Below are 13,068 nucleotides of genomic sequence, written 5' to 3'. Positions count from 1 at the left end.
GCAGGAGCCCTACTATGAACAAAGATAACGTCAAACTGGCTATCGCCCCGATCGGCTGGACTAACGATGATATGCCGGAGCTCGGCAGCGAAAACACCTTCCAGCAGATCGTCAGCGAAATGGCGCTGGCCGGCTTTACCGGCAGCGAAGTCGGCAGCAAATATCCGCGCGACCCGGCGGTTCTCAAGCCGATGCTGGACATCCGCGGCATTCAGATCTGCAACGCCTGGTTCAGTACCTTTTTCGCCAACGGCCAGCGGGAAAAAACCATTGATGAATTCGTCAATCACATGAACTTCCTTCATGCGATGGGGGCGAAAGTGATTGGCTGCTCCGAGCAGAGCGGCAGCATCCAGGGGCTGGATAAACCGATCCTCGGCGATGCGAAGCCGTGCTTCAGCGAAGAGGAGTGGCAGCGGGTGGCGGAAGGCTACAACACCCTCGGTCGCCTGGCGGCGGAGAAGGGGATGCAGGTCTGTCTGCACCACCACATGGGCACCGGCATTCAGACCACCGCGGAAATCGACAAATTTATGTCGCTGGTGGACGAGCGCGTCTTCCTGCTGTTCGATACCGGCCATGCCTGGTATTCCGAAGGCGGCGAAGCGGCGATGCTGGCGATCCTCAAAAAGTATCTGCCGCGCATCAACCACGTTCACCTGAAAGACGTCCGTCCGCCGGTGATCGACCAGGTGCGCCGCGACGGCCTGTCGTTCCTCGACGGCGTGAAAAAAGGCACCTTCACCGTCCCGGGCGACGGGGTGATCGATTTCCGTCCGGTGTTCAAGCTGCTTGACGACTTTGGCTATAAAGGCTGGATGGTGGTGGAAGCCGAGCAGGATCCTGCTCTGGCCAATCCTTTCGAATACGCCGTCAAAGCGCGCAAATATATCCGCGAAACGGCAGGGATCTAATCGTTGTGACATTTTCAGGCCATACCGGGTATGGCCTGCTTTTTTTCCTTCCTCAACCGGACTCAGGGCTTAACCACGGCGCCGTACCGTCCCCTCTCCCGGGCCCAGGGCTCAACCACGGCGCCGGACAGTTCCCTCTCCCGGATTCAGGGCTTAACCACGGCGCCGTACCGTCCCCTCTCCCGGACTCAGGGCTTAACCACGGCGCCGTACCGTCCCCTCTCCCTCAGGGAGAGGGCCAGGGTGAGGGTGACGATGACGGGTAACGCGTCACTTCACTTCCGCCAGCGCGGTCTTATCCACATAAGGTTTCATCAGCGCGTCGGCTTCCTTCTGCGCCGCCTGAACAGCCGCTTCCGGCGTCACTTTGGCATCATTGACCACCGCCGCCAGCTGGTTCTCCATCGCCTTACGCACCGCCACGGTCTCCCAGGTGGAGTACCACGGATGGGCGTACTTAAGCTGCTCAAGCGCGATCGCCGCCCGCGGATCCTGCTGCAGATAGGCCTTCATCTCCGGCGTATCGTATGACGCCTTGCGCGGCGAGAAGTAGCCGGTAAAGCGGCTCCACGCGCCGTTCACGTCGGGGCTCACCAGATAGGTCAGGAACTGATACGCCGCTTTCTTCTGCGCCTCGTTGATGCCTTTAAAGCTCACCAGGCTGGCGCCGCCGATCGGCACCGCGCGCTGCTCTTTGGCCGGCAGCATCGCCACCCCAAGCTCAAAGTCTTTGCTGTTCTCGCGCATAAAGCCCAGCGCGCCAGTGCTGAGCATCGCCATCCCGAGCTTACCGGAGAAGAACGCGGCGCTGATCTGCTTCGAGTTCAGCACCCCGGACGGCATTACCTTGTCCTTGTAAATCAGATCCTGCCAGAAGCGCAGGGCGCCGATGGCGGTCGGCGAGTTGTAATAGACCTCGCCAGGATAGTCTTCGTTAAAGTATTTCCCGCCGTTGGCGCGTACCAGCGCCGAGAAGATCCAGCCGCCGTAGTCGTCGTTGGTCGACGGCAGCATGATCCCCCACTGGCCTTTGCTCTCGTCGGTCAGCTTTTTGGCATCAGCCAGCAGCTCGGCCCAGGTCTGCGGCGGCTGTTTGATCCCGGCCTGATCGAACATCGTCTTGTTGTAGTAGAGGATCGGCGTCGAGTTATGGAACGGGATCGCATAGGTGGTGCCCATCACCTGGGCGTTCTTATGCATCGCGGGCCAGAATTCCTTTTGCAGAAAATCGCCAGCCTTTTGATCGCCATATTTAAACAGCTCGTCCATCGGCAGGATCTCATCCTTCAGCGCCAGATCGGTGGTGAAGTTGGCGGACATGATCACCAGCGCCGGCGGCTGGCCGGCCTTCTGCGCCGATTCGGCTTTGATCTTGGTGGTGTCGTAGTTGCCGGTGAAGATGCCGCGCACTTCGACATCCTGCTGCGAGTCGTTGAATTGCTTAATGACGCGGGTCATCTCCATGGTCAGCTTGCCGTCCACCGGCGCCGGAAACATGAAGTCTATTTTTTCTTTTGCCAGCGCCGCGCCGCTCAGGGCAAGACTGAGGCCAACCGCGACTACCGTAAGAGGTTTAAACATGATTACACTCCATCAGTAAATTATGCTGGGTCTCAGCATGAAAAAGATGCACATCGGCAGGCGAGAAGCCGACCAGTAGCGACTCGCCTTTCTCCGGCACCGTGCCGCGGTGGCGGCGGCTAAAGCGCAGGGTGCCGATCGGGGTGCTGACGTGGAGCAGGTAGTCGGCTCCCATTAGTTCTCGTTGCAGAACGGTGGCCGGGAGGCGCAGATGGCCCTCCTCCACGCGGTCGGTAATATGTTCCGGGCGAACGCCCAGCCAGACGCGGGTCTGATCCCGGTGGCGCGGCGGCAGCGGATAGCGCTGTTCTCCCAACAGTACTTCACCATTGGCGCAGGGCAGCGACAGCAGGTTCATCGCCGGCGAACCGATAAACCCGGCGACGAACAGGTTGGCCGGGTTGGCGTACAGATACTCCGGGCGCCCGACCTGCTGTACGTGGCCGCCGTTCATCACCACGATGCGGTCGGCCATCGACATCGCCTCGGTCTGATCGTGGGTCACATAGATCGTGCTGGTTTTCAGCTGCTGGTGGAGGGCCATAATGCTGTCGCGCACTTCGCTGCGCAGGCGGGCGTCGAGGTTGGAGAGCGGCTCGTCCATCAGGAACAGCCGCGGATTGCGCACGATCGCCCGGGCCATCGCCACCCGCTGGCGCTGGCCGCCGGAGAGCTTCGCCGGTTTGCGGTCGAGCAGCGCCTCCAGCTGCAGCATCTGCGCCACTTTATCCACCCGTGGCTGCCAGCTGCTTTTCTCTTCCTTGCGCACTTTCATGCCGAAGGTGATGTTGTCGCGCACCGACAGATGCGGAAACAGGGCATAGTTCTGGAAGATCATCGCGAAGTTGCGCTCGCGCGGCGTGGTGGCGGTGATGTTCTCATCATGCAGCCAGATTTGGCCTTCGCTGACCGGCTCCAGGCCGGCGAGCAGGCGCAGCAGGGTGCTTTTCCCGCAGCCCGACGGGCCGACCAGCACCACGAATTCTCCTTCGTGAATATCCAGCGACAGGGCGCTGAGCGCCGGTTTGCCGTCGAAATGTTTACTGATGTTTTGCAGACTGAGCATGGCGGTTAGCGCTCTTCCGTTGGGCAACTGATGTTTTCGTCGTACAGCCAGGGGCCGGCGTAGTGGGCCAGCGAGTGCTGGTAGCTCACCCACTGCTCACCGACCTGACGGTGCATCAGGCACGAGGCCGGGGAGAGGTCGTAATAGGGCCGGGTGTCTTCGTGGCAGTACGGCACCTGATGGACGGTGCCAGGGATAGTGGAGATCAGCGCCTGGCGATACTGGGTCATGGTCAGGCTGTGGTTATGGCCGCAGAAGATGCGCGTCAGCGACGGGAAACGCTCCACCAGCGCCAGCAGACGGTGGCCGTTTTCGCAGGCGATCGGGTCCATCTGCGCATTGCCCAGCGGCAGCGGCGGGTGGTGCATAAACACCGTTGCCGGTTTGTCGCCGCCCTCGAACAGCTGCGCTTCCAGCCAGCCGATGGTCTCGTCGGTCAGCCAGCCTTTTGACGTGCCGGCGCGACTGGAATCGATAAACAGCAGGCGGGTGGCGAAGTCATCCACCGCATAGCGCATATTTTGCGGATCGTTGCCCAGCTGCGGGCACAGCGGGTGAAGATGCTCGAGAAAATGGGCTTTGTCGTCGTGGTTGCCGGGGATCAGATACAGCGGATAGTTCAGGCTGCCGAGGATCTGGCGGGCCACCTGATACTCCTCCGGGCGGCCGCAGTTGACGATATCTCCGCTCACCACCACCGCGTCCGGGCGTTCGCGCAGCGCGTTAAGCTGGGAGACCACGTCGGCGTTGGCGGCATTGACGTCGATAAAGCCGTACAGCTTCTCGCCGCGGCTGCGGAAATGGGTATCGGAAATGTGCGCTAACAGCATGAATCACTCCTTATTTGATCCCGGAGAAGCCGAAGCTCCGCAGGAACTGTTTCTGAAAAAGGATGAACGCCAGCATCAGCGGCAGGCAGACCATCAGCGTCCCGGCGCCGATGGTGCCCCACTGGCCGCCGGATTCGGCGCCCATGGCGAAAGAGACCAGCCCGACGGTCAGCACCTGCTTATCGGGATCGTTGAGCATCATCAGCGGCCACAGGTACTCGTTCCAGTGGTAGGTAATGCTGACGGTGGCGAAGGCCAGCACCGACGGCCAGGACATCGGCAGCAGCACGCGGAACAGCACCTGCCACCAGCGGCAGCCCTCCATCAGCGCCGCCTCCTCCAGCTCTTTCGGGATGGCGAGGAACGCCTGACGCATCAGGAACACGCCGAACGCCGAGGTGAAGTAGGGCATCATCACCCCGGTGAGGGTGTTGAGCAGGCCGAAGGTTTTCAGGGTCAGCATGTTCGGCACCATCATCACTACCGGCATGATCATCAGCTGCACCAGGAACAGGAGAAACAGCGTCTGCTTGCCGCGAAACTCGTGGCAGGCGAAGACGTACCCGGCGGTGGTGATGGTCAACAGCTGCACGCAGAAGGTGCCGAAGGTGAAGATAATGGTGTTGGCATACAGGCTCAGCCAGTCGGCGCTCTGCCAGGCGTCGCGGAAGTTATCGAGGGTCAGCGGCAGGCGGGGCAGCAGCGACGCCATATCGTCACCGAAGGTGGTAGCGCTGAACGAGGTCGCCAGCATCCAGATAAATGGGCTGACCCACAGCAGCGCCAGGCAGCACATTAATACTGTCAGCGTAAAGGGCGACGAGCGGCGCAGGCGCAGCCACAGCGGATGGGCGGCGGCGGGCGTGCGGACCAACAGCGGCGAGATGTCAGCGCTCATAGTGGGCTCCTTTCTCCAGCAGTTTCAGGTTAATCAGCGAGAAGGCGAACAGCCCGGCCAGGGTCAGGAAGGTGGCGGCGGAGGCTTTGCCGAGGTCGTGGGTATCCCAGGCGAGATTCTGGATGTAATAGAGCAGCACGGTGGTGGCGTTGTCCGGCCCGCCGCGGGTCATCACCGCCACGTGGTCGATCTGGGTGATGGAGTAGATCAGCGCGGTGGTGATCACAAAGCTTAGCGTCGGGCGCAGCAGCGGTAACGTGACCTTAAAAAAGACCTGCGTGCGGGTAGCCCCCTCCATCAGCGCCGCTTCCCGCGTCGAGGCCGGAATGCTCTGCAGCCCGGCGAGGAAAAACAGCATGTAGTAGCCGGCGAACTTCCATACGCCGATCAACGCCAGGGCCAGCAGCGCGCTGTTGCTGCGCCCCAGCCAGTTGTTGTTCATCGGCCCGAACAGCTTCGCCAGATAGTGGTCGAGCAGGCCGAGGCCGGGCATAAAGATAAACAGCCACAGCGCGGCGGCGCTGACCATCGGGATAATCATCGGGAAGAAGAAGGCGGTGCGCAGCCAGCGGTTGACGCGATGGTTCTCGCTCAGGGCGACCGCCAGCAGCAGGGCGAGGGTCACCCCGGGCACTACCGTCAGCAGGATATAGAGCAGGTTATTGCCCAGCGACTGCCAGAAGACGTTATCGGCAAACAGGCGGGCGAAGTTATCCAGCCCGACGTACTGCGCGCCGTCGCTGGCCATGCGGGTATCAAACAGGCTGTCATACACCGAACGCCCCAGGGGGAACCAGGTAAACAGCAGTAAAAACAGCAGGGAAGGCGACAGGATCAGCCAGGGAAGCCAGGTCTTTCTCATGGTGACGCGCATCTCGTTCAGCCATTTATCGAAGCCCGGATTGTGGGAAGCAATGACTACAGAGGCATGGCGGGGAGATGACGGTTTGATGAAGCGACGGGGAAAACGCCGGGCGAGCGGGCCGCCCGGCGGGAGAGAACCATCAGAAGTCGGCTTTCAGCACCGCGCGGTAGCGGGCTTTGCCTTCGCGAACGTGCTTCAGCGCTTCGTTAATCTGCGACATCGGGAACAGCTCGGTGGTCGGGGCCACCTTGCTGCGCCCGGCGAATTTCATCAGCGTGCGCAGTTCGGACGGATTACCGGTCGCCGAGCCGGAGATGCTGCGGTCGCCGCCGATCAGGGTAAAGGCCGGCACCGGGAACGGCTTCATCACCGCGCCGACGGTGTGGAAGTTGCCGCCGTAAGCCAGGGCTTCGAAGTACGGCTGCCAGTCGAGATCCACCGCCACGGTGTTGATGATCAGATCAAACTGACCGGCCAGCGCTTTTAAGGCTTCCGGATCGCGGCTGTTGACCACGCGATCGGCACCCATCGCCAGCACTTCCTGCTCTTTCGCCGGGTTGGAGCTGAAGGCGGTCACTTCCGCGCCCATCGCCCGCAGCAGCTTAATAGCGATATGGCCGAGGCCGCCGATGCCGATCACGCCGACGCGGCTGGTGGCGGTGACGTGGTGGGTCAGCAGCGGTTTAAAGACGGTGATGCCGCCGCACAGCATCGGGCCGGCGGACGCCAGATCGATGCTCTCCGGCAGGGGGATCACCCACTGCCAGTCAGCGCGCAACTTATTGGCGAAGCCGCCGCGGTTAAGAATGGTCGGCACCGAGCCTTCCAGACAGTTGATCTGGTTGCCGCTGATGCAGGCGTCGCAATGGCCGCAGCTGCGCGCCGTCCAGCCGATGCCGACCTTCTGGCCAATCTTCAGCCCTTTATCCTGCGCCGCGCTGCCCAGCGCCGCCACCCGGCCAATCACCTCGTGACCGGCCACCAGCGGGTAGCTCGACATCCCCCATTCGTTGTCGATCATCGACAGGTCCGAATGGCAGATCCCGCAGTATTCCACTTCAACTTCGACATCTTCCGGCTGCAACTCGCCGGCATCGTACTCCCACAGCGACAGATCGGCGCCCGCTTCTTTGGCGGCGTAGCTTTTAATGATGCTCATGTTCATTTCCTTGGGGTTGGCGTGATAACCCAGAAAGTGTAGAGCATGGCATTCCACGGCGCTTGGCAATCGGAGGGGTCGCGAAGCGGGCGGACCAACCGCCCGTTAAGGTCAGCGGCTGGCCAGCGGCCACTGATTAAGGCGGATGCCGCGCTGCGGGGCGTTCTCGGCAAAATCATCCAGCACCGCCCGCACGTCCGGGTCGAGATAGCCGACGCTGTCGTGCTCGACGATCACCACGCTCTTTTCCGGAATCTTCGCCAGCAGGGCCAGCAGATGCGGATTGTGCATAAAGGTCAGATTCTGCTGGATGCGCAGCACGTAGTGGTCATCGTAGCGCGCCAGCTGCAGCGAGTGGCGATGGCTGCGCCAGAGGCTGAATGCCATCTGGGTGGCAAGACCAATCCCGATCCCCGCCAGCATGCCGAAGGCGATAATCCCGCCGATGGTGGCGAGGAACGGGACGTACTGCGCCGCACCCTGGCGGAACTGCTCGATGAACAGCCGCGGCGTCGCCAGCTTATAGCCGGTATACAGCAGCACGGCGGCGAGGCTGGCGAGCGGGATTAAGGTCAGCAGGCCGCTGAACCACAGGCCGCAGATCAGCAGCAGTACGCCGTGGATAAAGATCGACAGTTTGCTCTGCGCGCCATTGCTGACGTTCACGGAGCTGCGGACGATCACCGCGGTGATCGGCATCGCCCCCAGCACGCCGGAGAGCAGGTTGCCCACGCCCTGGGCGACCATTTCGCGGTTCGGCGAAGGCGGTGGATTTTGCGGACGCAGTTTTTTCAGCGCCTCCTGGCTGAGCAGGGTTTCGAGGCTGGCGACCAGCGCCAGGGTCACCGCCACCACCCACACCGACGGATTGCGCCACGCGCTCCATGCGGGAGACTCCAGCTCGCCCAGCAGATCGCCGAGGCTGCCGAACGCCGGCAGGGTAATACGCGGCAGGGCGGCCAGCTGCTGCGGCGCAAAATGGGTCAGCAGCAGGGTGGTCACGCAGCCGAGCAGGACGGCGATCAGCGGCCCGGGGATCCAACGCAGGCTCTTCACCCGGCGGATAAGCGGCGAGCCCCACAGCCAGAGCACCAGCAGACCGCCCGCGGCGACGGCAATCGCAGTGACGGAGAAAGCGGCATTGCCCTGAACCACATCGGCAAGTCCGGTCTCTTCCGCCGTGCCGAGCGCGACGGGGATCTGCTGCATAATCAGCAGGATGCCGATCGCCGCCAGCATGCCTTTGATGACGCTGGCGGGAACCAGCGAGATAAAGCGCCCGGCCCGCAGGATGCCGAACAGCAGCTGCAGCACGCCGGCCAGCACCAGCGCCATCAGGAAGACGGAGAAGGAACCCAGGGATTCGATGGCGGCGACGACGATGGTGACCAGTCCGGCGGCGGGGCCGCTGACGGCGAAGCGGGAGGGGCTGAGGGCGGTGACGACCAGGCCGCCGATGATGCCGGTCAGCAGGCCGACGAAGGGCGATAAGCCGCTGGCCTGGGCGATGCCGAGGCACAGCGGCAGGGCGACAAGGAAGACGACGATGCCGGCGAGAGAGTCCTGACGAAGCGTATTCATGGGGCGTGCTCCTGCGGTGAGAGGTGTTCGACGAGGGTGGTTAAATGGCCGGAAGCCAGATCGTAGACGCAGCCGTGCAGGCTGAGCGGCCGCCCGCTGGCGAGCACCGTCTGCACCGGTTCACTCTCCAGCAGACGGGCGAACTGGGCGCGAACGTTGGCTTCCACCAGGGCGTCCAGCGCATGGCGAGAGCGCTCCGCGTCGGTGCTGGCGCTGGCGCTGGCGCCGGGGGAGGCCGCAACACAACACCCATCGGCGATCTGCGCAATTTCGTGATGCAGGGTGTGGCGCAGCTGGCCGATGCGGCGAGCCAGCGCCGAGGATTCCTGCGCCAGCGGCAGGGTGGGCAGGGAGAGCGCCGCCTGCACGCCGCCGCAGCCGTAGTGGCCGCAAAGCACCACCCGCTCCACCTCAAGGTAGTGGAGGGCATACTGCAGGACGCTCATGACGTTGTCGTCGGCGGGGTCGAGCATGTTGGCGATATTGCGGTGGACAAAGAGCTCGCCGGGCTGGCTGCCGGTGAGCACCTCGGCGGGCACGCGGCTGTCGGAGCAGCCGATCCACAGCGAGTGGGGCCGCTGCCCGTCGACCCATTTTTCGAAATAGTCCGGGTCATGCTGACATTTCTGCAGCGCCCAGCTGCGGTTGCGGGCCAGCAAAGGTTTTAACGTCGTCACAAGTATTCTCCTGAGTTAATTCATCGAGTGAATATGTCCATCAAGACTCGTACAGCGACTAGTAAAAATAGTGTTTACCGGAACCCTTCACGCCTGAGGAAAATCCTGGAATAAACGGCAAAAAGAAAACTTTTCATTAATGTAAAGTTATAAAAATATTGATGAAATTAATATTTGGCTGCGGAGGGAGTGAATAACAAAAAGGCATTGGTTAAAACTTTCTGGAATATATGGGAATGGTGGTGGGTAGGGTTAGGGGAATAGTTGGGGGGAATATTGGGGGATTGGATATTGGGGATGCATGGGGAGCGTTGGGTTGTGTTGAGGTATGCGGGTGAGAGTGATGTGAGAACAATTTGAGATGATTTTGAGTGGGGTTTGGGGGATAAAGGGGGAAAGGGGAGTGGCTGGCAGGTGGAGTTGGGGTTGTGGGGGTTGTGAGAGGAGGGGGCGCTGGTGGCCGTCGCGCTATGGAACGGCGGTAAAAGGTGACGCCGCGCAGGATAGCGCTGTTTTTTTCAACACTTAGCGCAATGACGACACGCTGTCGCTTGCATGACCGCCGCCGACAGGTATAATCCAGAACGTTTCCGCATCCCCTTCAGTGCCGAAGTGGCGAAATCGGTAGACGCAGTTGATTCAAAATCAACCGTAGAAATACGTGCCGGTTCGAGTCCGGCCTTCGGCACCAAAGATACAATCAAGTCGCTCAGGGGCGGCTTTTTTTGTGTCTTTGATTTCTATGCGACTTCTGAGAACCTGATAGCCGTGTAGTTGGTATGGCATCGAAGCGAAAGTTGTATAAGTAGTATTTAGTGCCTTGTTCTTGCAAAACTATGATGACTTAATTATACCTTCATTAGATATAAAACCGAGGGAGAGTCATCGATGATGTCATTTGATACGCATGCTGCTATGGATATGATCACCCACTCAAAGGGAGGGTTTAGTTATGATACTCTGGCCAGGGCTTTGATTTCTAATAAAAAGACCAAAACAGGCGGATGTTTGTTAAAAGATTGTCAAGAATTTTGCGAATATTTAGAATCCCAGGGCGTTATCAAACGTAATGCCCCATGTGATAGGGATGAAGATGTTTATTATGAGTATTCTCCACATTAATTCAATTCGTGATAGGTTACGATAAAAGTTTTTTACCTAATTAGGCTTGCAACGAACCCCTACATACGGTAGCTTTGCGGGGGGATTCTTGAGGGTAATATTGTGAGCCGACTAAATCTGATTACAAGTTGCACTAATAGCAAGCATAATAACGGTCATTCAGTACTGAATCTTGCCCCTTTTTCTGAAAAATATAAAACGCCGAAAGGCTTGATTCATGCCTGGGGTGAGGCCGTAAATTCGGCTCTATCGACCAAGTTAGTTGTTCCTGTAGAAAAGTTATATAAGGGGGGGCACTGGTCAACGGCAATGTCAATATATGACGCTCAACCCCTTGAATTATGGGTTCTTTCAGCTGGTTTTGGACTGTTGAAACATGGTGATGCTATAGTTCCTTATCAAGCGACATTTGCTACAGGACATAAAGATTCCATACCTCTTTTTTCCGATAAATATGGAAAGAAATCCTTTCATCAAGAATGGTGGGGGAAATTAAATGAAGCATCCCCATTAAAAAAATCTCATTGTGTATCCTTATCTGACTTAATGATGGATAAGTCCGATGAGTATTTTATTATCTGTGCATCGCCTGATTATATAAACGCAATAAACATGGATTTAATGAAAGGCATCTCTTACTTAAAGGATGTCGATAGACAGTTAATCATTATATCTTCTTCGCAGGCTAAATTTTCTTTGAAAAAAAACCTATTGGTAAGTAATAAATCAATCGCTGAGTTTTTTAACAGTAATATGCTTATGTTAAATATTAAAATAGCTCAGTATGTAATTGAACAGTTTATGAGTATGGATGATGGCCATTTGGGGTTGCTTGCTGAGCATCTTCGTTCAACATTTTCAGTACTGCCTAAAAAGCATACTGTTCGCGGGGTGCGCAGGAGTCCAGAAGAGGTAACTATTTGGATTTCTTCGTATATACATGCAAATCCAGATGGAAGTGCTTCCCGGGCACTTCGGTCATTTCGTGATCAAGGCAATAGTTTTGAAGAGAAGCGATTTCGAACGCTGTACCAGGCAGTTTTGTTGACTAATCGATAATGTCGCAGCAATAAGTCTATGCTAAAATCTCACGTTTTTTGACAGTAAAAGGCGTCACAGGAGATCAGTGTTGTCGAAGCTAAAGTATTTTTTCCCGGATAGTCAGGATTTTATCGATCCTAGTTTCGACTTCCTTCGAGAAACGCGCAATGAACATCGTGTTCGCCAGCGTGACGACCTCTATCCGCATGAGGTTTTCCCCCATCCTTATGATGGAATGCTAGTATCGAAAGCGGTTGTAGATGGCTTAGGTCGCGGTGAAAGTAAATATACGCGAGCACAACGATTACGGTACTTCCGTAATGGAATGAAACATTTCTTTCGTTTGCCAGAGACGATGCAAACAATGGGAGACTGTGGTGCATTTACTTATGTAAATCAAGATGTTCCTCCATATCGCGTCGAAGATGTTATTGAATTCTATGAAACATCCCGCTTTAACTACGGGGTATCACTTGACCATATCATTTTTGGCTACGAAAAACCGGGAGAATCTTTCTCAGGTGAGGTGCTGGCAGAATGTCGTCGTCGCCAGGATATCACCTTGACTCTGGCGCAGGATTTTTTAGTTAAATCGCAGAAGAGTTGCTTCACGCCCTTTGGCGTTGCGCACGGTTGGAACAAGGCATCTTACAGACAATCAGTAGAAGCACTGCTGGCTATGGGGTATAAGAATATCACCATGGGGGGGATGGTGCCCCTGAAAACGGCGCAGATCCTTGAAACCTTGGAAGAGATTAAACCACTTCTCAAAAGTGATACCCGGGTTCATCTGCTTGGTATTGCACGTCCGGAGAGCTTTACGGATTTCATTCGTCTTGGTGTTACCAGTATCGACTCAACAACCCCCCTTCAGCAGGCGTTTAAAGATCGCAAAAATAACTACCATACGCCTGAGGGACGGGCTTATACAGCTGTGCGTGTGCCGCAGTTCGATGCCAACCCTAGTCTCAGTCGTAAGATAAAATCTGGCGTTATTGACCAGGATGTGGCGCGTCTTCTGGAAAAAGATGCCATGCATGCCTTGGTTGAATACGATAAAGACGCGTTGTCGCTAGAAAAAGTTCTGAAGGCTGTAATGGCCTATGAACGTCTACACTCGGGTGAAAAAGAAGCGGAGAAGATCCGTGCCGATTACGAACGTACGCTTGCCGACCAACCTTGGCGGAAGTGCCAGTGCAATATCTGCAAATCCATTGGGATTAACGTGATTATTTTCCGTGGCGCCGAGCGTAATCGCCGTCGCGGATTCCACAATATTCAGGTGCTGTACAGTCGCTTGCAGCACACATTGTCATTACGCTCAGAGGATTAAT

General features: G+C 57.6%; 12 protein-coding genes and 1 tRNA gene. 5 read left to right on the top strand and 8 right to left on the bottom strand.

The features are described 5' to 3' along the window. Positions 1-14: 14 nt before the first annotated feature. Positions 15-914: a myo-inosose-2 dehydratase gene (iolE, locus tag R0140_RS24245; protein WP_023296940.1), complete on the top strand. Its 900-nt coding sequence runs from the start codon at positions 15-17 to the stop codon at positions 912-914. A 270-nt stretch (positions 915-1,184) separates the two neighbouring features. On the opposite strand, the gene R0140_RS24240 is transcribed toward iolE, so the two are convergent. The 8 genes from R0140_RS24240 to R0140_RS24205 form a co-directional block, all read right to left on the bottom strand. Further along, positions 1,185-2,495: an ABC transporter substrate-binding protein gene (locus R0140_RS24240; RefSeq protein ID WP_023323534.1), complete on the bottom strand. Its 1,311-nt coding sequence runs from the start codon at positions 2,493-2,495 to the stop codon at positions 1,185-1,187. Further along, entirely contained in the window at positions 2,488-3,561 is a 1,074-nt protein-coding gene (locus R0140_RS24235) for an ABC transporter ATP-binding protein (RefSeq protein WP_039102760.1), read from the bottom strand. Before R0140_RS24235 ends, R0140_RS24240 begins: the two co-directional genes overlap by 8 nt. Positions 3,562-3,566: 5 nt before the next feature. Further along, positions 3,567-4,391, bottom strand: a complete 825-nt coding sequence (locus R0140_RS24230; RefSeq protein ID WP_032736736.1) for a phosphodiesterase — start codon at positions 4,389-4,391, stop codon at positions 3,567-3,569. Positions 4,392-4,401: 10 nt separating this feature from the next. Next, entirely contained in the window at positions 4,402-5,289 is an 888-nt protein-coding gene (locus tag R0140_RS24225; RefSeq protein WP_032734087.1) for a carbohydrate ABC transporter permease, read from the bottom strand. After that, a complete protein-coding gene (locus R0140_RS24220; protein ID WP_004146807.1) occupies positions 5,279-6,163 on the bottom strand; it encodes a carbohydrate ABC transporter permease in 885 nt (294 codons plus the stop codon). The genes R0140_RS24225 and R0140_RS24220 overlap by 11 nt, the downstream gene beginning before the upstream one ends. A 130-nt stretch (positions 6,164-6,293) precedes the next feature. Next, positions 6,294-7,313, bottom strand: coding sequence for an NADPH-dependent aldehyde reductase Ahr (gene ahr, locus R0140_RS24215; RefSeq protein WP_004178400.1), 1,020 nt, complete (start codon positions 7,311-7,313; stop codon positions 6,294-6,296). 111 nt (positions 7,314-7,424) lie between these two features. After that, positions 7,425-8,894 carry a SulP family inorganic anion transporter gene (locus tag R0140_RS24210; RefSeq protein WP_116696539.1) on the bottom strand — a complete coding sequence of 490 codons (1,470 nt, stop codon included), beginning with the start codon at positions 8,892-8,894 and terminating at the stop codon, positions 7,425-7,427. After that, positions 8,891-9,571, bottom strand: coding sequence for a carbonic anhydrase (locus tag R0140_RS24205; RefSeq protein ID WP_012969069.1), 681 nt, complete (start codon positions 9,569-9,571; stop codon positions 8,891-8,893). Before R0140_RS24205 ends, R0140_RS24210 begins: the two co-directional genes overlap by 4 nt. Positions 9,572-10,177: 606 nt before the next feature. Here R0140_RS24205 and R0140_RS24200 point away from each other — a divergent pair. The 4 genes from R0140_RS24200 to dpdA all read left to right on the top strand — a co-directional run bounded on the left by R0140_RS24200 (position 10,178) and on the right by dpdA (position 13,067). Next, positions 10,178-10,262: transfer RNA gene (locus R0140_RS24200), tRNA-Leu, on the top strand. Positions 10,263-10,459: 197 nt separating this feature from the next. Continuing rightward, positions 10,460-10,693, top strand: coding sequence for a hypothetical protein (locus R0140_RS24195; protein ID WP_074195728.1), 234 nt, complete (start codon positions 10,460-10,462; stop codon positions 10,691-10,693). A 102-nt stretch (positions 10,694-10,795) separates the two neighbouring features. Then, a complete protein-coding gene (locus tag R0140_RS24190; RefSeq protein WP_074195729.1) occupies positions 10,796-11,752 on the top strand; it encodes a hypothetical protein in 957 nt (318 codons plus the stop codon). 70 nt (positions 11,753-11,822) lie between these two features. After that, a complete protein-coding gene (dpdA, locus tag R0140_RS24185) occupies positions 11,823-13,067 on the top strand; it encodes a tRNA-guanine transglycosylase DpdA (RefSeq protein WP_064176325.1) in 1,245 nt (414 codons plus the stop codon). The last annotated feature ends 1 nt before the right edge of the window (position 13,068 follow it).

Source organism: Klebsiella sp. w6, assembly GCF_033100215.1.
GTDB classification, from domain to species: Bacteria; Pseudomonadota; Gammaproteobacteria; order Enterobacterales; family Enterobacteriaceae; genus Klebsiella; species Klebsiella variicola.
This window is presented reverse-complemented; position numbering and strand designations above follow the sequence as displayed.